The following is an 18,164-nucleotide window of genomic DNA, read 5'->3' as shown; positions in this document are numbered from 1 at the left end:
AAGCCTATCGGGCCGCGCCCGCACCTACGGCAAAGCTCCACGGATCAGTGCACAGATCGCTCACGCGCACTTCCACCCCCGGCAGCAGCTGCTTCAGCGTCTCAGCTGCTCCGTCGAGCCACAGCGACTCGCTCGCCCAGTGGGCCACGTCGACGAGCGCGGGGCCACCGGCGGCACTCGAGAGCTCGATCGACTCCTGCGCCGGGTGATGCCGCAGATCGCTCGTGAGGTACACATCGGCTCCGCGCACGAGCGGGTGCTCGAGCAGGCTGTCACCGGCGCCCCCCAGCAGGGCGATGCGCTGCACGGCACGATCCGGATCCCCTGCCACACGCACCCCGCTCACCGTGGGCGGCAAGATGCTGGCGACGCGCGCCGCGAACTCGGCGAGGGTCTCGGGCGCGGCGAGGCTGCCTACGCGCCCGATGCCAATCGCCGGATCCTGGGCGAGCGGCACAATAGGGCTCGCGTCCGTGAGTCCCAGCCGCTTAGCGATCACGTCAGAGACGCCTCCCGCGGGCTGATCGGCGTTGGTGTGCGCGGCGAACAGCGCGCACTCCCCCCGAATCAGGTCGGCCAGCAGCGCGCCCTTCGACGTGTCTTCGGCGACGGAGTGAATGCCGCGCAAGAGCAGCGGGTGGTGCGTTACGAGCGCGCTCGCACCCCACTCGAGCGCCTCGGCCACGGTCGCCTGCACCGCATCGACGGCGAGCAGAATGCGCGTGAGCGGGGCGTCGTCGCGGCCCGAGACGAGGCCTACACGGTCCCACGACTCGGCGGTGGCCGCGGGCCAGAGCGTCTCGGCCACTAGGCGCAGGTCGGCGATCGTGTGTGATGTGGTCATGGGGGTTACCTCCGAAGCTGCCTGCGGGCGAAGATGTTACCGAGCAGCTGCACAAGCTGTACGAGGATCACGATGACGAGCACGGCCGCCCACGTGACCCACGGGTTGAACTGACGGTAACCATACTGCAGCGCCATGTTGCCGAGCCCACCGCCCCCGATCACGCCGGCCATGGCGGTCATGTCGACCACCGCGATGAACGCGAAGGTGTAGCCGAGCACGAGCGGGCCAAGACCCTCGGGGATCAGCACGGTACGGATGATCCGGAACGGGCTCGCCCCCATGGCGCGCGCCGCCTCGATGACCCCCGGGGGCACCGTGAGCAGGTTCTGCTCGACGAGGCGTGCCACGCCGAAGGTGACGGCGAACGACAGCACGAACATGAGCGCGCGGTCGCCGATGCCGGTGCCCACGACGACGCGTGACAGCGGCTGCAGGGCGGCGATCAAGATCACAAACGGGATCGGCCTGAAGAAATTGACGAGTAGGTTGAGCACCCAGAAGATCGCCTTGTGTGCAAGCAGCCCGCCCTCGCGTGTCACCGTGAGCAGCACGCCGATGACGAGCCCGAGCGCGCCACCAATGCCCATCGCCACGACGACGTAGATGAGTGTTTGAATTGTCGCCTCGAGAAACTTGCCGTTCGCGAGGAGTTCAAGAAGCCGGTCCATTACGCCAGCACCTCCAGTTCGGTCTGCTGGGCAAGGGCCGCGATCGCGTGTTCCACGCGCAGCTCATCACCGATGAGTTCAAGGGTGAGCTTGCCAAACGTGCGGCCGCCCACCTCGGCGATGCCGCCGTGCACAATACTGACGCTCACACCGCGTTCGGCGAGCGTCGTGAAGACGACGGGTTGGTCGACGCTGCCGTCTCGGAAGGTGAGGCTGACGAGGCGGCCGCGGTGGCGTTCCATGAGCGTCGCGAGGTGCTCTTGTGTCGGTTCGCTCGGCAGCGCGGTCGCCACAAACTTGCGCGTCGTGTCGGTCTTGGGGGCCGAGAACACGTCGAAGACCGCCCCCTGCTCGACTGCCCGTCCCGAATCCATCACAGTGACGCGGTGCGCGATCTCACGCACCACCTCCATCTCGTGGGTGATGAGGATGATGGTGACGCCGAGCTCGGCGTTGACGCGCTTGAGCAGCGTGAGTACCTCTTGCGAGGTTTCGGGATCAAGCGCGCTCGTAGCTTCGTCGGCGAGCAGCACGCCGGGGTTTGTAGCGAGGGCGCGGGCGATGCCCACACGCTGCTTCTGGCCGCCCGAAAGCTGGTCGATGAACGCCGTGCCGCGGTCGCCGAGGCCCACAAACTCGAGCAGCTCGGCGACGCGACGCTTTCGCTCATCGGCTGGCACACCCGCGACGATGAGCGGGTACTCGACGTTTTTAGCGGCCGTTTTCGAGTGAAACAGGTTGAACTGCTGAAAGATCATGCCGATCTTCTGCCGCACCGGGCGCAGCTCGCGCTCGCTCAGAGCCGTTAGCTCATCATCACCCACGCGAATCACGCCGCTCGTCGCGCGCTCGAGGCCGTTGACGAGGCGCAACAGCGTGCTCTTGCCCGCCCCCGAATAGCCGATGATCGCGTGAATCTCACCCGAAGCGACGTCGATCGAGACGTCGTCTACGGCGACGATCTCGCTGCCGCTAGCGCCGCCCTTCTTGGGGGCCGGGTAGCGTTTACCGACGCCGCTTAATTGCACGCGTGTCATGAGGTCCTCTCGCCGCGGATTGTTCCATCTATTTTCACTGCACAGGCCACCAGAACACGAATCGGGGCGGCGAGAAATCTCGCCGCCCCGATTTCGAGCTAGTGGCCCGTCACGCGGGTCGCTTACTGTGCGCTGTAGTCCTTCTCGGCCTGAGCGAGAATCTTAGCCAGCTCGGCCTGCGGCGTGTTGACGAGGATTGCGCCCTCACCCACGTAGTCCTTCACAGCCTTCTGCACATCGGCGTTGTTCTGGTAGATGTCTACGAGCTTGAGGTAGGTCTCGTTGTCCTTGTCCTCAGCACGTGCAGCGAAGATGTTCGTGTACGGGGCGGCCGCTGCGTCATCTGCACTGTCGGCGCCGAGTGAGTCCGAGAACTTCAGGCCCGAAGGCTCAACGAAGTCATTGTTGACCACGCCAGCATCAACGTCGGGCAGAGCACCGGGGATCCCGGCCGCGTCGAGCTCGGTCACCTTCACCTTGGACTTGTCGGCGATGATGTCCTCGAGAGTGGAACCCGAGTTGCCGCCATCCTTGAGCTCGATCAAACCGAGCTTCTGCAGCACCAGAAGTGCACGTGCACGGTTCGACTCGTCGTTGGGCACGGCCACCGTGCCACCCTTCGGAATCTCGTCGAGGCTCTTGTACTTGCTCGAGAACAGGTTCATCGGGTAGATGACGGTCGAGCCGAGGGCAACGAGGTCGTCATCAGCGTCAACATTGTGCGCTGCCAGGTATGCGATGTGCTGAAACTGGTTCAGATCGAGTTCGCCCTCTGACACGAGCGGGTTGGGCTGCGGGTACTCGGCGAAGTCCTTGATTTCGACCGTGATGCCCTCATCTGCGGCCGCTTCGACAAAGGTATCCCAGTAAGGCTGGCCGCCCGGCACGACGCCAATCGTGACGACGTTGTCGTCTGCGGCCGGTGCGCAACCCGCGAGCGTTGCCGCACCAGCGAGTGCGAGTGCCGTGAGTGAGGCCGTGATGAAGCCGCGCTTCTTGCTGAACATGTTTGGAGCCCTCCCAGGCGTCTCAAGTGTGGTGGTGCTGTGCGCGGGGCGCTGCCCGCACACCGCCCCGCTGTACGGGGCGAACTCTTCAAGAATGGGGCACCGGAGCGTACCTGCGAAATCGCGGTGTCACACTCTGTCACAGGCATGGGATACTGGTCGATGACACTCTTCGTCGCGGCGGGCAGGCCGAACTCGTCAACATCGAAAGGAATCTTCCGTTCACATGATCCAGCGTGCTGATGCTCACCTCGAGGCTTGGAAGGCGAAGCAGGAACTCGCAGAGCGGATGATTCCGCTGATTGGCCAGCTCTACCGCGACCGCGACATCGTCATGTCGGTGCACGGTCGCTCGCTCATCGGCCGGTCACCCATCGACATCATTCGGGCGCACAGCTTCGCCCGCAAGATCGACGACGCTGAGCTGCCGCTCACCGAGACGTCGGCGATCGTCGAGGCCATCGCCCAGATCCAGCCCGGCCCGGTCTCGATCGACCTCGCCCTTCTCGCCGCGGGCTTCCGCGCCTCAGGCGAAACCGATCTCGACGCGTACCTGCGCGAGACGCTCGCGCCCGCTATCGGCGCGGCTCCCAGCACCGGCACCGATGTTGTGCTCTACGGCTTTGGCCGGATCGGTCGCCTGCTCGCCCGCATCATCATCGACCACGCCGGCAGCGCCAATGGCCTGAACCTGCGCGCGATCGTCGTGCGCAAGGGCGGCGCTGACGACCTGATGAAGCGCGCCAACCTGCTGCGCCGCGACTCGGTGCACGGCCCGTTCAACGGCACCATCAAGGTGCTCGAGGACGAGAACGCGATTCTCGCCAACGGCGTGCGTATTCAGATGATCTACTCGAACGATCCCGCGTCGGTCGATTACACCCAGTACGGCATCAAGGACGCGATCCTCGTCGACAACACGGGTATCTGGCGTGATGCCGAGGGCCTCAGCCAGCACCTCAAGAACCAGGGCATCGCTCGCGTGCTGCTCACGGCTCCCGGCAAGGGCGACATGCTCAACGTTGTCTACGGTGTCAACAGCGACAAGATCACCGATCAGCAGATCGTGAGCGCCGCTTCGTGCACCACGAACGCGATCACCCCCGTGCTCAAGGTGCTGAACGACCGCTACGGCGTCAAGCGCGGCCACGTCGAGACGGTGCACTCGTACACCAACGACCAGAACCTCATCGACAACTTCCACAAGGGTGACCGTCGCGGCCGCTCGGCCGCGCTCAACATGGTGCTCACCGAGACCGGCGCGGCTAAGGCCGTGTCGAAGGCGCTGCCCGAGTTCGAGGGCAAGCTCACCGGCAACGCGATTCGCGTTCCCACGCCCGACGTGTCGATGGCCGTGCTCAACCTGCAGCTCGAGCGCGAAACCACGAGCGACGACATCAACGACTTCTTGCGTCAGGTCTCTCTCACGGGCGCACTGCGCACGCAGATCGACTTCGTGGAGTCGCCCGAGATCGTATCGACCGACTTTGTTGGCTCGAACCGTGCGGGCATCGTCGACGGACTCGCCACCATCGTGACCGGCGACAGCGCCGTGGTCTACGTCTGGTACGACAACGAGTACGGTTACAGCTGCCAGGTGGTGCGCATCATCGAGCAGCTCGCGGGCAGCCACCCGGCACACCTGCCCGCACTCGACGCGTAAATACTCTCGGTTATCGCGCGCACCCTTTCTGGGTGCGCGCGATAGTCTTTTGGTAGGACGCCACAGAAGGCGTTTCTACCGAGAGAAGGGACCATCATGGCCGAGAAATATCTCATCGGAGTTGACGGCTCAGAGCACAGCCGCGTCGCCCTCGCCTGGGGCCTCGCGCGGGCCGCCGAGCGCGGCGCGCACGTTGAGCTGCTGCACGTCGCCGACGATTCGTTCCTGTCAGAGAGCGTCGCGTTTTTGTCTGAGGCGCAGCAGGCCTCCCAGCAGATGCTCGACGCCGAGATCGCCTACGCGAAGACGCTCGGCTACACGGGCGAAATCAGCGGCACCGCGGTCGTGGGGCACCCCATCGCCGAGGTCGAAGAAGCGTCGAAGCGCGCCGACCTACTCATTCTCGGCGCACACAGCGGCAGCCGCTTTGCAGGCTCCTTCTTTGGCACCCGCGCGGTGAAGGCGGCGGCGACCGCGCACTGCCCCGTCGCGGTGATCCCCAAGGAGAACGAAAATACCGGATCCGGCATCGCGGTGGGCATCGATGGATCTGAAGCATCGAAGGTCGCGATTGCGTACGCGGCCGAAGAAGCGTCGCTGCGCGGCGTGCCTCTGATCGCGGTATACGCGTGGATGCCGCCGCTCACGCCGGGGCTCGAGTACCTCTGGAGCGAGGAGCTCGTCGAGTCGCAGCGCGCGGCGGCCGAAGAAGCGATCGCCATTGGCGTCGCGGGCCTCGCCGAGCGCTACCCCGATCTCACGGTCGAGCGGCGCATCGTACAGTCCCCGCCGGTAGCGGCGCTGATCCAGGCGGGCGAAGAAGCCGACGCGCTCGTCGTGGGCAGCCGCGGCCGCGGCGGTATTTCGCGGCTGCTGCTGGGCTCGGTGAGCCACGGTGTGCTGCAGGCGCTCCCCTGCCCCGTGATTGTGACGCGTGCATAGTATGAGCGACGCGCGTATTGAACGACTCATCACGAACGGGTTTATCGGCGTGGGCGCCCCCGGGTTTCCGCCCGAGGGCGTTCCCATCGACAACAACGTCTGGCTCGTCGGCAACGACGACCAGGTGATCGTGGTCGATGCGGGGCACGACGCTCCCGCGATCGAACAGGCGGTCGCGGGCCGCGACGTGCTCGGCATCTTGCTCACCCACGGGCACCAGGATCACATCGATGCCGCAGTCGACGCTGCGAAGGCCCTCGACTCGCACATCTACCTGCACCCGGCCGACCTGTTTCTGTGGCAGCAGGTCTATGAGGGTGTGCTGCCCGACTTCGAGCTTGAGGATCGTGCGACGTTTAAGGTGGCGGGCACCGAGGTGCTCACGCTGCACACTCCGGGCCACACTCCAGGGTCGGTGTGTTTCGCGCTGCCTGGATTGGACACGGTACTCTCGGGAGATACGCTATTTCAGGGAGGGCCCGGGGCCACAAGGTGGGACTACTCGAGCTTCCCTGAAATTCTCTCGTCGATCGACCGGCAATTGTTCACGTTGCCCGGTGCCACCCGGGTGCTGCCCGGCCATGGCGCGGAGACGTCGATCGAACGTGAAATCCCCGAAATGGAGGCCTGGCGCTCGCGCGGCTGGTAACTCCCCGCCTGTCCCCGCTTGAAAGGCCAGCATGGCTCAGCTCTCCCCCGCCCGCCGCGCGATCGCGCTGTTTACCCTCGCACTCGGCGGCTTCGGCATCGGGGTGACGGAGTTCGCCAGCATGGGGCTTCTGCCCGATATCGCCCGCGAACTTCTGCCGGGCTATGACGCGTCGCCCGAGACCGTCATAGCCCGGGCGGGGGTGCTCATCACCGCCTACGCGCTCGGGGTGGTCGTGGGAGCACCCGTGTTTGCGGTGCTCGCGGCGCGCATGCCGCAAGCGACGCTCACCTACTGGCTGCTGGGGCTCTTTGTGCTGGGTACGGTCGCCTCGGCGGTGATGCCCACCTTTGGGACGCTCGCCATCTTCAGGTTCATCGCGGCGCTGCCCCACGGCGCGTACTTTGGTGTCGCCTCACTCATCGCGGCCCGGATCATGGGCCCGGGCATGCAGGGCCGTGGCGTCGCGCTCGCCCTGTCGGGCCTCACCATCGCGAATGTGTTTGGTGTGCCGCTGGCGACCTGGCTCGGTCAGACCTCGGGCTGGCGCTCGGCGTACATTCTCGTCGCCGCCATCTTTGCGGCCACCCTCGTGCTCGCGCTCATCTTCTTGCCGCGGTACCCCGGTGACCGCAGCCGAAGCCCGCTCAAGGAGCTCTCGGCGCTCGCGAACGTGCGCGTGTGGATCATGATCGCGGTCGGCGCGATCGGCTTTGGCGGCTTCTTCGCCGTGTACTCGTACATCGCCGAGGTGACGACCCGCGAGACCGGCCTCGGTGAACACACCGTACCCTGGGTGCTCGCGTGCCTCGGTGTCGGCATGACGATCGGCAACCTGCTGGGCGGTTGGGCGAGTGACAAGAGCATGGCCCGCACGATCACGTGGGGGTTCTCACTGTTCATCGTGTCGCTCGCAGCCTATGCGCTCACGGCCCAAACCGTGGTGGGCCTGCTCGTCACGGTCTTCTGCATCGGTGTCACGTCGTCGTCACTCATTCCCACGATTCAGACCCGCCTGATTCGTATCTCGCACGAGTCTGCGCTGCTGGGCGCCGCGGTGAACCACGCAGCGTTTAACGTCGGCAATAGTCTCGGTGCATGGCTCGGCGGCCTCGTCATTGCGGCGGGCCTCGGCTACCGCGCGCCCGGTTGGGTGGGCGTCGCGCTCGCGGTCGCCGGCATGCTGCTCGCGGCGCTGAGCCTCACGGTCGAGCGTCGCGACAAGGCCCGCAGCCGCGATACGGTCGGGCTGCCCGTCATCGGCGAGCTGTAGCTTCTCGTCTTCCTGCGCACCCCTCCTGTCATCCTGCGCGGAGCGAGCTTGCGAGCGCAGTCGCAGGATCCATTCCCGGTCATCCTGCGCACACCCCTCCCTGTGTCATCCTGCGTGCGCCCCTCCCTGTGTCATCCTGCGCGACGGAGGAGTCGCAGGATCCACAGCACCTCAATCACACTCAACTTCCGTATATTTTCAACGGTAAATCGTAATGTCGTAGGTCCCTGTTGTAATGGAATCATGCAACATCCTTTCAGTGTCGAAAGCCCCAACCGGGGGCGATTGAACGACCTGGTCTCCCGGGTCGTGGAGGTTGACGCGCGCATGCGGGCGCTGCAGGCGGAGCTGACGGTGCTGCTGGCTGAGGCGTACAAGTTGGCAGAAGCAGAGGGTGACTGGCCGTTCAAGCCCGCGCCGGGCGAAGACGACGATGCCGGCGCCGAGGGTCATGACGCCGAGGGCGTTGGCACCGAGGGCACTGAGGATGCAGCGGGCGCTTCGTCTGCGGTGGAGCAGCCGGCGTTTGTGACCGACGAAGCCGTCGTGCGAGCGAGCATCGCCGCCAGGGAAGCTGAGCCCGGCACGAGCGGTAGCGCCGACGACGACACGAGCAGCGACGCAGAAGCAGACGGCAATCGTGCCGTGGGTGGCACAGGCAACACTGACGGCAACACAGGCAACGCTGCGGGTGCGGGCGGGGAGTCGTTTGGTCTACCTGCGATTAAGCTTCCGCGGGGTGCGCAGGTGTGGCGTGACCGGTCGTACCGGGTGGTGCGGGCCGAGATCGCGGCCGCGCTGCGGGTGCCCGAGGGGCGGGTGGGGCACGACATGTCGCATGCCGTTGATGCGGTCGAGCGTTGCCCGGTCATGTTGGGTGCGCTTGCGAAGGGTGAGGTCACCGACCAGCATGTGCGCGGCCTAGTAAACGCGGGCCGCATCATCGGCCACCAGGCCGCTGCTCAAGCAGCCGCCCAAGCAAGCGCTCAAGCTGACGGCGCGGTTACCAACGGTACAGACTGCGCTGCAACAGCCAGCGATGAAAACCCCAGCGACGCGACCGCCGCCGGGCCTGATAGCGGCGCGGCTGCCGACGGCACGACCGGTGACGGTGAGCCAGCGGGTACCGGCGCGCCCAGCAGTGAGTCACCCGAAGGGAACGCGGGTGGCGCGGCCTATGAAGAGGCCGCGGTGGCGCGTGAGGTGGCGCGCCGGTATGCGCTGCTTGATCGGGCGCTGGTGGTGCACGCGAAGCGCGATACCGCGCCTAAGGTGGCTCCGACGGCGAAGCGGATGGCTGAGAAGCTGGCCGGGGTGACGTTTGATGAGCGGCACCAGCTGGCCAAGCGTGACCGGCATGTGCGCCTGGTCGAGCTCGATGACGGCATGTGCCAGGTGCAGGCGGTCGTGACGAGTTTTGAGGCGCACGTCATTTTTGATCGTGTCACCCAGTACGCGAAACTCTTGCAAGAACGCGACATGGCCGCGGGCAAGCAGGCGGCCGAAGGATCGGGGACGCCGTTATCGGCGGCCGCGGTGTCGGCGCTGAAACGGCCCCTAGGGGAGGCGCGGGCCGATAGCCTGACCGCGCTGCTCGCGCATGGTGAACTCACGGATGAAGACTTCTACGGTGCTGATGTAACCGACGCTGATCTGGCTGACGCTGATCTGGCTGGTACTGATGCGACTGGCGCTGATCTGGCTGGTACTGATGCGACTGGCGCTGACGTGGCAGGTGCGAGCTTTGGGGCTGCGGGTACGGGCCGCACGGCAGGGCGAAAGCGGCTCGGGTTGCGGGTGACCGCGCGGGTGCAGGTGCTCGTGCCGGTGTCGCTCACGGGCCGCCTCGATACCGCTGGCTCCGCCGGCACTGCTGACACCATTGACACCTCTGCAGCCGAGCGCAACGTTCGCAAGGCTGAGCTTACGCGCGGGTTTCAGCCCGAACTCGTGGGAGTCGGCCCCATCGACACCGACACCGCGGTAAGAATCCTGCACGACACTCCCAGCTGGGACATCATCACCGTCACCGACGGCACCGGAACAGGGACCAGCACCAGCACCAGCACCGACACTGACACCGACACCAACGACATTGCTGACACCAGTGCCACGACGATCTGTGGCAGCTGCGGCACCGTGAACAGCGGTAACACCACCGTCGGCGACATTCTCACGGTCGATAGCTACCGGGTGCCGGCCCACCTGAAACGGAATTTGGCGGCGCGAGACACATCTTGCCGGTTCCCGGGGTGTACTCTGCCGATTTACCGGTGCGACATCGACCACACGGTCGCCGCAGAAGATGGCGGCCCCACCTCCCTCACTAATGTCGGCGCCGCCTGCCGCGGTCACCACGTGATTAAACACCACGGCGGGTGCCTCCCCGTACAGGGCGACAACGGTGATTTCACGTGGACGTTCCCATCGGGTCGCAAATATCGCACCGAGCCACCCTCGCGGGTGATGTTTCGAACCATGCTCGAACCACCCGACGTACAGGCCCTCGCCGACGAGCACACCCGCAAGCACCCGTTCGGGGAACACGAATGGGACGTACCCGGCAGCGACAATAAAGCTTCGGGCGAAGACACCCTTCCGTTTTAGGGGGTGGGTGCGCCGTCGTATCGCGTTGGATTCACAGCGACTCCTGCGTCGCGCAGAATGACGGTCGGAGGGTGCTCAGAATGATGACGGCGGTTTGTGTTGGATCCTGACCTAGCCGAGCGGCGAATGCCCCGCGGGCACTCGATCAGCCGCGGGCACAGGCCCGGGAGCGCTCCCCTCCCCGAAGGGCGAACCGCCGAGTCGTTCGCGGCCGTGAGGTTCGAGCCAGCCCGCGAGGTCGGGGCCTGCGGGCACGATGCCGGTGGGGTTTACGTCGAGATGCGTGCCATAGTAATGCTGCTTGATCTGCACAAAATCGATCGTGTCACCAAAACCTGGTGTTTGAAACAGTTCGCGCGCGTATGCCCACAGGTGAGGCATCTCGGTGAGCTTTTGGCGGTTCGCCTTGAAGTGGCCGTGGTAGACCGCGTCGAAGCGTGCGAGCGTTGTGAACAGGCGCACATCGGCCTCGGTGATCACGGGGCCCATGAGAAAGCGGTTCTTCGCGAGCCGCTCTTCGAGCCAGTCCATCGCCCGCCACAGCCGTGCGTACGCTTGTTCGTAAGCGTCCTGGCTGCCCGCGAACCCGCAGCGATAAACACCGTTATTGACTTCGGTGAAGACGCGTTCAATGACCGGCCACATGTCTTCCATGAGCTCATCTGGCAGCAGATCGGGGGCGCCATCGCGATGAAACTCGCGCCACTGAGTCGAGAAATCGAGCGTGATCTGCGGGTAGTCGTTCGTGACGACGCCACCCGAAGCAACGTCGACGATCGCCGGCACGGTGATACCGCGGGGGTAGTTCGGAAACCGCTTGAAGTAGTTCTCTTGCAGTCGCTCAGTGCCGAGCACAGGGTCGACGCCACCGTCATCGAGATCAAAGGTCCACGACCGCGCGTCATGGATCGGGCCTGGGCGCCCCAGCGAGATAGCCTCTTCGAGGCCGAGCAGCCGTCGCACGATCACGGTGCGGTTCGCCCATGGGCAGGCCGCCGCCGCTACGAGTCGGTACTTACCGGGCTCGACGGGCCAGGCCTGGGCGCCTGCGCTCAGACCGTAGCCGAGTGCACCCACTTTTGACGCAGGCGGCACCGGGAGCGTGGCGACCTGTGCAGGATCTTGCACGATGCGATCTTCGATGTAGGTTGTATCACGCTCAAACGATTCGCCAGCGTTGATGTAGCTGGCGACGTGCTCTTGCTGCTCTTGTCGATTCGTCACGGTGGGCTCCTTTGCTCTTGCTGCTCTTGCTCGTGCTGGCGTTCGTGCGGTTACGGCGCGAGGGTGTGAAACTTCCGATCCACGTAAACGAGCGGGTCAGCGGTTTCGCCAAACACCGCATCGAGCACCTCGGCCACGACAATGACCGACGCCCCAACCGCGAGGGAGTGCAGGGTGCGGCAGCGTAGCGCAACGCGTGTGCCGGGCAAGTGCGGCTCGCCCGTGGGCAGCGCCTCCCACCCCTGCTCTTCGGTGAAGCGGTCGGCACCTGAGATCGCGAATGACTGAGCAATCTCGGCGTGCCGCGAGTCAAGCAGGTGCACGAGGTATGTCTCAGCGTTCAAGATGCCACCGGCGCTGCCCGTGGCGCGGGTCACCGAGAACGAAATCGCCGCCGGGTCGATGCCCACCGACGCGACACTCGATGCCGTAAGCCCCACGGGGCCAGCACTCGTGTGCGCGGTAATGAGTGAAACACCTGCGGGGTGCTCGCGGAACGCACGTTTCAGGGCATCGGCCCCTGCATGGGGTGCAGCCTGGCTGCTGTTGTCTTCGCCTGCAATAATGCGCGTCACGCGTGTGCTCCCGTTTCGATGTATGTGAGTGCCGGTTCGTGGATGTATTGATCGCGTCAGCGACCCTACGTCTCAGTCAACACCCTGGAGCTGAAGAACATTCCGAGATGCACGACAGGCGCCAGTGATAGCGAGCTACTTTGGAGATGACGCCCCGCGGGTTATGCCGTTTGAACTACGCCGTGCCGGTGAGCAATCGCCAAGCGTTGTGGGTGACGATGCGCGTGGTCGCATCTGTCGATACGCCGCGCTCATGCAGTGTAGGGAGCACAGTGGTGAGCGTCTTGGCGTAGCCCGGCCCGCCTCCCGCGGCTCGGCCGCTCGGGGTGCACACGTCGTGAGAGAGCAGCAGTTGTTCGGTGTAGCCGCGACGCACCATCTCAACCGCGTTTTCAATGCGTGCGGCGTCAAGCTCTGGGCTGGGCAGGCTTTGAGTGTCATACATCACGAATGCACCCCGTTCGGCAAGACGCACGTGGTAGTCAATATCTGGGTAGAGATCGCAGTGGCCCACACCAACACGGCTGAGATCGACTCCCTCGTCTTCAAGCACGTCGAGCTGCCAGGCGCCCACCTCACTCATTACCGCGTGAAGCACGATTGCGAGACCCGTGTGTTTGTGCGCCCGGGCACAGGCACGCAGGGCGCGTTCTTCGAGCGCTGAGAGATAGTCGTGGTCGGCCCCGATCTCACCGATCACGCCTGGTCGCACGCCGTCTTCGCCGGCCTCAATATCTTTGATGAGGCGTTCGGCCAACTCATTGACCGAACTCTTGTTGAAGTCCTCGGTGTAGAACGATTCGCGATACCACCCGGCCCCCATGACGATGTGCACACCCGACTCTTCTGAGGCGCGGCGCAATGCCCGGGGGTCGCGGCCGAGGTCGGGGGTAGTGAGATCTACAACAGCTCCCCCGCCGGCCTCTTTGAAAGCGATGAGATCAGCGATCGCGCCTTCAATGTCGTCAAGCGGGCCCTCGCCCATGCCGAGTTCTTTACACAGCACATGCTCGTGCGGCATTACCCGCCCCAGAGACTCCGCGTCTACCGGGCCCAACACCGTCATCACCTGTGGGTTCGTCATGGCCACATGGTAGCGGTTTTTCTACGTACGGCGAAAGATGACTTAGAAAACTCGAATTTGGAAACCAATACCCCCACAGCAGCGCAACGCTTTACAGAAGCCACGATTGGTGCCGCCTTAAATCCAGCTGCTCGCGATTACAGATCCCAAATCGATTGCGTCTGCCACCCGACTATCGCCCCCGACTGGCTAATATCTACCCCAGGGACGCCCTCGGGAAAGCGGGTGAGTGCTTCCTTAAGTTCGATGATCTGCTCATCAAACGCACCTCGCCTCAACAAGAATGCAATAAGTGCGAGCGTCGAATAAAACTTCATCGAATCGGTAGAGACCGACAACATGCTGCATCGTTGCACCCGGCACAAATTCGCTGAGTCTGCGATGGGCGCTTCCCCTGGTGCAGGCTGGCGTAGCGGGTAAGCGCAACCTCCAAGTCGGTAGTAACCGATGATTGCGAGTTCTTCACGAAAGTCAGCAGCATCGGCGAGTCCGCGTTCACTCAGAGCGGCGACTTGGTCATCCAAGCTCGTCCACGTCTTACCTGCAGCCACCTGTCACCAATCAGTGGTTGATAAAAAGAAGACCGGCTCTGACCTCGAGAGGCGAGCCGGTACTGGTAAATCCAACTCTAGCAGTTCTCGCGCCATGAATCCATGAAACCCGACTTGGCTCAAGTTAGTGTCCCCCAAAATATCGGCCATCATTCCCGCATAAGCGCAGCCACAACGGCTGCGTCATCGCTTTCCACTGGGTCAGCCGCGACCACGAGCTGACCATTCACACTCAACTCGATCCGCTTGTAACGCCGAAACGTCTTCACCACCCGCCGAATCGACCACCCCGACCTGGCCTCCACCCACCGCGACACGGCAAGCGCTGCCAGCACCACCGACAAGTGCGCCTGGATGGATTCCTCGGTACGATGAAAAATCGGGCGCGCTTGAAGGTCATGCTTGGACATGCGGAAACTCTTCTCCACCTGCCAGGGCCGGTGATACGCCGCCACCACCTCACCGGCCGGTAACTCCGTCAAATTCGTCACGTACCCCTTGATCCCCCGCCAAGTCTCGCTTGCGGGTCGCGAGGTCCTCGTTCACGCTCTTGGTCGCGTCGGTGAGTTTCACGTACCTGTTCTTCTTCACCGACGCTTCAGCAGTGACGACCTTGCGTGCTTTGACGAGCTGTTCCTCTACCCCTTTCATCGTGCGGCGAGCATAATCAGCGCGATACCGGTATTGACACACGGCGGCGTGCCGCGGCTGTGTGGCATGACCCGCCCGGGAGGGCCTGTGCCGACCGTGTCGGGGAAGCCGTGGTCCCTGGCGCGCGTCTCGAACATGATGGCCAATCCGCGCTATGCCGGGATCGTCCTGATGAACGGCGAGGCGGTCGAGCTCCTGGAAGGATGCACAGCCCAGTGAGAGCCAGCCATAAGCATGGACGTCTGGGAGCAGTTCAGGCAGAAGCGGCTGCTCTCCAAGGTGCCGAGGTCTTGGGCCACCAGCGCGAAGCACCTGCTGAGCGGGCTCATGTCGTGCGGCGGCTGCGGCGGCTCGCTGCTCGCGATGAGCCGCGAGTACCGCGTGCGCGACCCCGAGACGAAGAAGGTCGTCGAGGACATGAGCCAGCCGAAGTACGTCCACTACGGCTGCGTCAAGGGCTACGGTACCGGCATCCGCGGCGAGTTCGCCGACGAGTACGTGGGCGCGGTGGTCGTGCAGCAGATCTACGACCCGCGCATCAGGCAGGCGTTCGTCGAGGTCCCCGACACGGGGCTCGTGGAGGAAGAGCTGCTCGAGCCGCAGCAGCGGGCCGAGCAGCTGCGCGAGATGCACATGGACGGAGCGCTCACCAGGGCAGCGCTCAACGAGAGGATCGCGCCGGTGCCCGCCCAGGTCGAGCGCCTGCAGCGGAGGCTCAGCGCCATGCGCGCGGACTCGCCGGTGGCGGACCTCGCGCTGGCGGACTCGATCCAGGAGCGCTGGGAGCAGCTCACGGTATTGCAGAAGAGCCGCGTGATCACGGAGCTCGGGCTCACGATTACGATCCTGCGCGACCAGCGCGGGAAGGCGCCGCTGGTGCCGGACGGGAAGGCCCTGCTGCCCGAAGAGCGCACGTGGGCGCGCATCGTGGTCGAGAGGCCGTAGCCGGAGGCGCTCGTGGTCGAGTGAGCGACGGTGAGAAGCGCTCCGGATGAGTGGGTGTGCAGGGCTGTGGAGGATCAATGACCGCAGCTTCGTGCTGCAACGCAGCTCCTCTACCCGAGCCTGAACTGATCGACGTCCGGGCACGGATGCGCTAGAGCACCCGTGCCCGGCCACTCTGAAGAATGAAGAAGGCGGGAAGGCCGCGCGAACAGCAGATGTCAGCTCAGCGAGAGCACTGGCCACTCAGACAAGTCTTGAATCATTCCCCTGTCATGCGTTGAGACGACGATCGCGCAGGGCAGCTCGGAGATCGCCGACGTGAGTTCATCGACGAGCGATATCGAGAGGTGGTTCGTCGGCTCGTCGAGCAGCAGTACATCCGGTTGCGCGAGAAGGGCGAGCGCCAGGTCAAGGCGACGCATCTGCCCCAATGACAGAGCTGCGATCGGCTTCACTTGAGCGGGTTCCTCCAACAGTCCGACCTCCTTGAGCGGAACAACGCGTTCCTCGGTGAGCAAGCCCCGCGCGACTAGTTGATCTGCTCGCTTTCGGTAGACCGCTGCCGCAGTCGGTTCCGCCCCATCACGATAGATGGCCTCGGACTCCTGAGCGAGGAGCTCGACGCGGGCACTGAGCCTCCGCGTGAGCAGTCCACGGGTTGGCTGCAGCTGTCCGCCCAGCATGCTGAGCAGCGTCGACTTCCCTGCACCGTTAGGGCCGACGACGAGCAGCCGGTCCCCGGCGCTCAGGGCCATCGAAGCCGGAGCGTGCAGCCGCCCGGAGTAGTCGATATCTTCCGCGGTCAGCAGCGCGTCTGTGCCATTGACCGGCCAGCTCGGCACGTCCAAGTGCAACGGCGGCTCGGGAATTTCGACCAGTCGTGCATCGAGATCCGACTGACGTTGCTTCACATTCGTCACGAGCCCAGCTGCACGCGTCGCTCGCTGGTGCTTTCCCGTGCCCTTTGGCGGTCGCCACCCGTCCACGAGTCGAGCCTGAGCAGCTTCCAAGTCATGCTGCAGCCTCTGCTCCGCGTCCTGCTGGTCACGGTAGAGCTGTTCCCAACGGATGCGCTCGGCGCGTTTGCCCGCGACCCACTCGGAATAGCCACCACCGGTGACTCGGGGTCGGCCGTCTCTGCTGGGATCGAGGTCCACGAATGTTTCAGCTACGTCTCGGAGGAGCTGCCGGTCATGGCTGACCACTGCGAAGCCCTTCGTCCCCTCCTGGAGCTTCGCGGTGAGGAACTGAAGTGCGGCTGAATCTAGGTGATTGGTCGGTTCGTCGAGCACCAAGAGGTCTGCGTCTCCACCGAGAAGGCATGCGAGGCGGACTCGGTAGCGCTGGCCGACCGAGAGGCTTGACAGCAGCCGGTCGCGCTCGGTCACTGCCCCGAGCGCTTCGAGCGCCATAGTGACTCGACGCTCCGCATCCCATGCGTCCAGGCGTGTGGCCTCGTCGAGCGCTTCCGCGTACGCAACAGCGGCGTGTTCGGCGTCCGCGGCGAGCTCGAGCGCTGCCGCATCGAGAGCCGCAAGCGCGACCCGGGAGGCCTGAATCGCGAACTCGATCGAGTCGCCGACGGTTCGATCGGCGCCGGTGGCCATGTCCTGCTCTGCGACGCCGATCCGACCGCGCCTGACGATGCTTCCCGAATCAGGGCAGAGGGCGCCGACGAGCGCGGCTACCAGCGTGGACTTTCCGCGACCGTTCTCACCCACGATCGCGATACGTGATCTGCCGTCGATCGTGAGGTCGGCATCTTTCAGGACGGTGGTCCCTGCGCGTAGAACGGTCAGCCCGCGCACAGTGATTTGGGCGCGCGGACGCGCGCGTTTAGAGGTCTGCATTGGTGATACTTTCTTCTTCTCATCGGGCGCGAAGACCTTCGCGCAGCAACGATGGCTATATGGAGTGACGTGTGACGTGACTCGATCTAGAGGAAGAAATAATGACGCATAGGAGCCATCATATCGGAAATCCGATTTCGAAGACGATCTCATGATAAACCCAGCGGCCCCGGTCGAGCGCGATACTCGCCGAGGCCGCTGAGAGGTGCCAGGTATGCCGGCTAGCCGCCTGGGACCTGCAGGCCCACCCCGAGGGCTGCCGCGTAGTCGGGGCGCTTCGCGTGCAGGCCCGTCATGGCGTCTTCGCTGGCCGCGAGGTACTCCATCATCTCCCCTTCGGTGATGCTGTTTTTCTGGAGCAGTGCGTCGATGGCGGCCACGGTGCTGGCCTCGCCCGGCTGGCTGACCGCTGCTTCGTCCATGAGGTTGAACGCCTCGATGACGCTGGTGCGCGTTGCCGTCGATCACGGCGCGGAGCCGGACGAGGCGGCAGGATCGCTGTCCTGTGTCGGCGTCAAAGCGTCGCATTGGACGCCAGTAGCCGGAGAGCCGATAATATCTCAGCTTGCGCCGCAACGCTTCAGCAGGTGC

The 18,164-nt window shown here is 64.5% G+C and carries 18 protein-coding genes; 6 read left to right on the top strand and 12 right to left on the bottom strand.

Going from position 1 to position 18,164, the window contains the following annotated elements:
* Nucleotides 1-4 precede the first annotated feature (4 nt).
* The 4 genes from ACXR2T_RS05285 to ACXR2T_RS05270 form a co-directional block, all read right to left on the bottom strand.
* Complete coding sequence (locus ACXR2T_RS05285) at nucleotides 5-844, bottom strand: Nif3-like dinuclear metal center hexameric protein (RefSeq protein ID WP_458837844.1); 840 nt, start codon at nucleotides 842-844, stop codon at nucleotides 5-7.
* A 5-nt stretch (nucleotides 845-849) separates the two neighbouring features.
* Nucleotides 850-1,515, bottom strand: coding sequence for a methionine ABC transporter permease (locus tag ACXR2T_RS05280; protein ID WP_458812736.1), 666 nt, complete (start codon nucleotides 1,513-1,515; stop codon nucleotides 850-852).
* The gene (locus tag ACXR2T_RS05275; protein WP_458837843.1) at nucleotides 1,515-2,552 is read right to left on the bottom strand and encodes a methionine ABC transporter ATP-binding protein; all 1,038 of its coding nucleotides are present in this window, start codon (nucleotides 2,550-2,552) and stop codon (nucleotides 1,515-1,517) included. Before ACXR2T_RS05275 ends, ACXR2T_RS05280 begins: the two co-directional genes overlap by 1 nt.
* Before the next feature lie 122 nt (nucleotides 2,553-2,674).
* Nucleotides 2,675-3,559, bottom strand: a complete 885-nt coding sequence (locus tag ACXR2T_RS05270) for a MetQ/NlpA family ABC transporter substrate-binding protein (RefSeq protein ID WP_458837842.1) — start codon at nucleotides 3,557-3,559, stop codon at nucleotides 2,675-2,677.
* Nucleotides 3,560-3,785: 226 nt separating this feature from the next.
* Here ACXR2T_RS05270 and ACXR2T_RS05265 point away from each other — a divergent pair, with 226 nt between their 5' ends.
* The 5 genes from ACXR2T_RS05265 to ACXR2T_RS05245 all read left to right on the top strand — a co-directional run bounded on the left by ACXR2T_RS05265 (nucleotide 3,786) and on the right by ACXR2T_RS05245 (nucleotide 10,693).
* The gene (locus ACXR2T_RS05265) at nucleotides 3,786-5,222 is read left to right on the top strand and encodes a glyceraldehyde-3-phosphate dehydrogenase (protein WP_458837841.1); all 1,437 of its coding nucleotides are present in this window, start codon (nucleotides 3,786-3,788) and stop codon (nucleotides 5,220-5,222) included.
* A 96-nt stretch (nucleotides 5,223-5,318) separates the two neighbouring features.
* A complete protein-coding gene (locus tag ACXR2T_RS05260) occupies nucleotides 5,319-6,164 on the top strand; it encodes a universal stress protein (protein WP_458812728.1) in 846 nt (281 codons plus the stop codon).
* Between the two features lies 1 nt (nucleotide 6,165).
* Nucleotides 6,166-6,813, top strand: a complete 648-nt coding sequence (locus tag ACXR2T_RS05255) for an MBL fold metallo-hydrolase (RefSeq protein WP_458812726.1) — start codon at nucleotides 6,166-6,168, stop codon at nucleotides 6,811-6,813.
* A gap of 31 nt (nucleotides 6,814-6,844) precedes the next feature.
* Nucleotides 6,845-8,086 carry an MFS transporter gene (locus tag ACXR2T_RS05250; protein WP_458837840.1) on the top strand — a complete coding sequence of 414 codons (1,242 nt, stop codon included), beginning with the start codon at nucleotides 6,845-6,847 and terminating at the stop codon, nucleotides 8,084-8,086.
* Nucleotides 8,087-8,329: 243 nt separating this feature from the next.
* Nucleotides 8,330-10,693 carry an HNH endonuclease signature motif containing protein gene (locus ACXR2T_RS05245; protein ID WP_458837839.1) on the top strand — a complete coding sequence of 788 codons (2,364 nt, stop codon included), beginning with the start codon at nucleotides 8,330-8,332 and terminating at the stop codon, nucleotides 10,691-10,693.
* Nucleotides 10,694-10,804: 111 nt separating this feature from the next.
* Here ACXR2T_RS05245 and ACXR2T_RS05240 read toward each other — a convergent pair whose 3' ends face one another.
* The 6 genes from ACXR2T_RS05240 to ACXR2T_RS05215 all read right to left on the bottom strand — a co-directional run bounded on the left by ACXR2T_RS05240 (nucleotide 10,805) and on the right by ACXR2T_RS05215 (nucleotide 14,778).
* Complete coding sequence (locus ACXR2T_RS05240) at nucleotides 10,805-11,917, bottom strand: glutathione S-transferase family protein (RefSeq protein ID WP_458837838.1); 1,113 nt, start codon at nucleotides 11,915-11,917, stop codon at nucleotides 10,805-10,807.
* 50 nt (nucleotides 11,918-11,967) lie between these two features.
* Nucleotides 11,968-12,492 carry a flavin reductase family protein gene (locus tag ACXR2T_RS05235; protein WP_458837837.1) on the bottom strand — a complete coding sequence of 175 codons (525 nt, stop codon included), beginning with the start codon at nucleotides 12,490-12,492 and terminating at the stop codon, nucleotides 11,968-11,970.
* Between the two features lie 175 nt (nucleotides 12,493-12,667).
* The gene (locus ACXR2T_RS05230) at nucleotides 12,668-13,576 is read right to left on the bottom strand and encodes a phosphotriesterase family protein (RefSeq protein WP_458837836.1); all 909 of its coding nucleotides are present in this window, start codon (nucleotides 13,574-13,576) and stop codon (nucleotides 12,668-12,670) included.
* Nucleotides 13,577-13,713: 137 nt separating this feature from the next.
* Nucleotides 13,714-14,100, bottom strand: a complete 387-nt coding sequence (locus ACXR2T_RS05225) for a hypothetical protein (RefSeq protein ID WP_489945489.1) — start codon at nucleotides 14,098-14,100, stop codon at nucleotides 13,714-13,716.
* A 176-nt stretch (nucleotides 14,101-14,276) separates the two neighbouring features.
* The gene (locus ACXR2T_RS05220; protein ID WP_489945488.1) at nucleotides 14,277-14,618 is read right to left on the bottom strand and encodes a hypothetical protein; all 342 of its coding nucleotides are present in this window, start codon (nucleotides 14,616-14,618) and stop codon (nucleotides 14,277-14,279) included.
* Nucleotides 14,587-14,778: a hypothetical protein gene (locus tag ACXR2T_RS05215; protein ID WP_458837833.1), complete on the bottom strand. Its 192-nt coding sequence runs from the start codon at nucleotides 14,776-14,778 to the stop codon at nucleotides 14,587-14,589. The genes ACXR2T_RS05220 and ACXR2T_RS05215 overlap by 32 nt, the downstream gene beginning before the upstream one ends.
* Nucleotides 14,779-15,012: 234 nt before the next feature.
* On the opposite strand from ACXR2T_RS05215, the gene ACXR2T_RS05210 reads away from it, so the two are divergent.
* Entirely contained in the window at nucleotides 15,013-15,723 is a 711-nt protein-coding gene (locus tag ACXR2T_RS05210; RefSeq protein WP_458837832.1) for a recombinase zinc ribbon domain-containing protein, read from the top strand.
* Nucleotides 15,724-15,941: 218 nt separating this feature from the next.
* Here the strand turns inward: ACXR2T_RS05210 and ACXR2T_RS05205 are convergent, their stop codons facing one another.
* The gene (locus tag ACXR2T_RS05205; RefSeq protein ID WP_458837831.1) at nucleotides 15,942-17,573 is read right to left on the bottom strand and encodes an ATP-binding cassette domain-containing protein; all 1,632 of its coding nucleotides are present in this window, start codon (nucleotides 17,571-17,573) and stop codon (nucleotides 15,942-15,944) included.
* A gap of 221 nt (nucleotides 17,574-17,794) precedes the next feature.
* The gene (locus tag ACXR2T_RS05200; protein ID WP_458837830.1) at nucleotides 17,795-17,995 is read right to left on the bottom strand and encodes a hypothetical protein; all 201 of its coding nucleotides are present in this window, start codon (nucleotides 17,993-17,995) and stop codon (nucleotides 17,795-17,797) included.
* Between the last annotated feature and the right edge of the window lie 169 nt (nucleotides 17,996-18,164).

This window comes from Leucobacter faecis (genome assembly GCF_054456635.2).
Note: the sequence above shows the minus strand (reverse complement) of the source record. Positions and strands in the feature narration are given on the sequence as shown.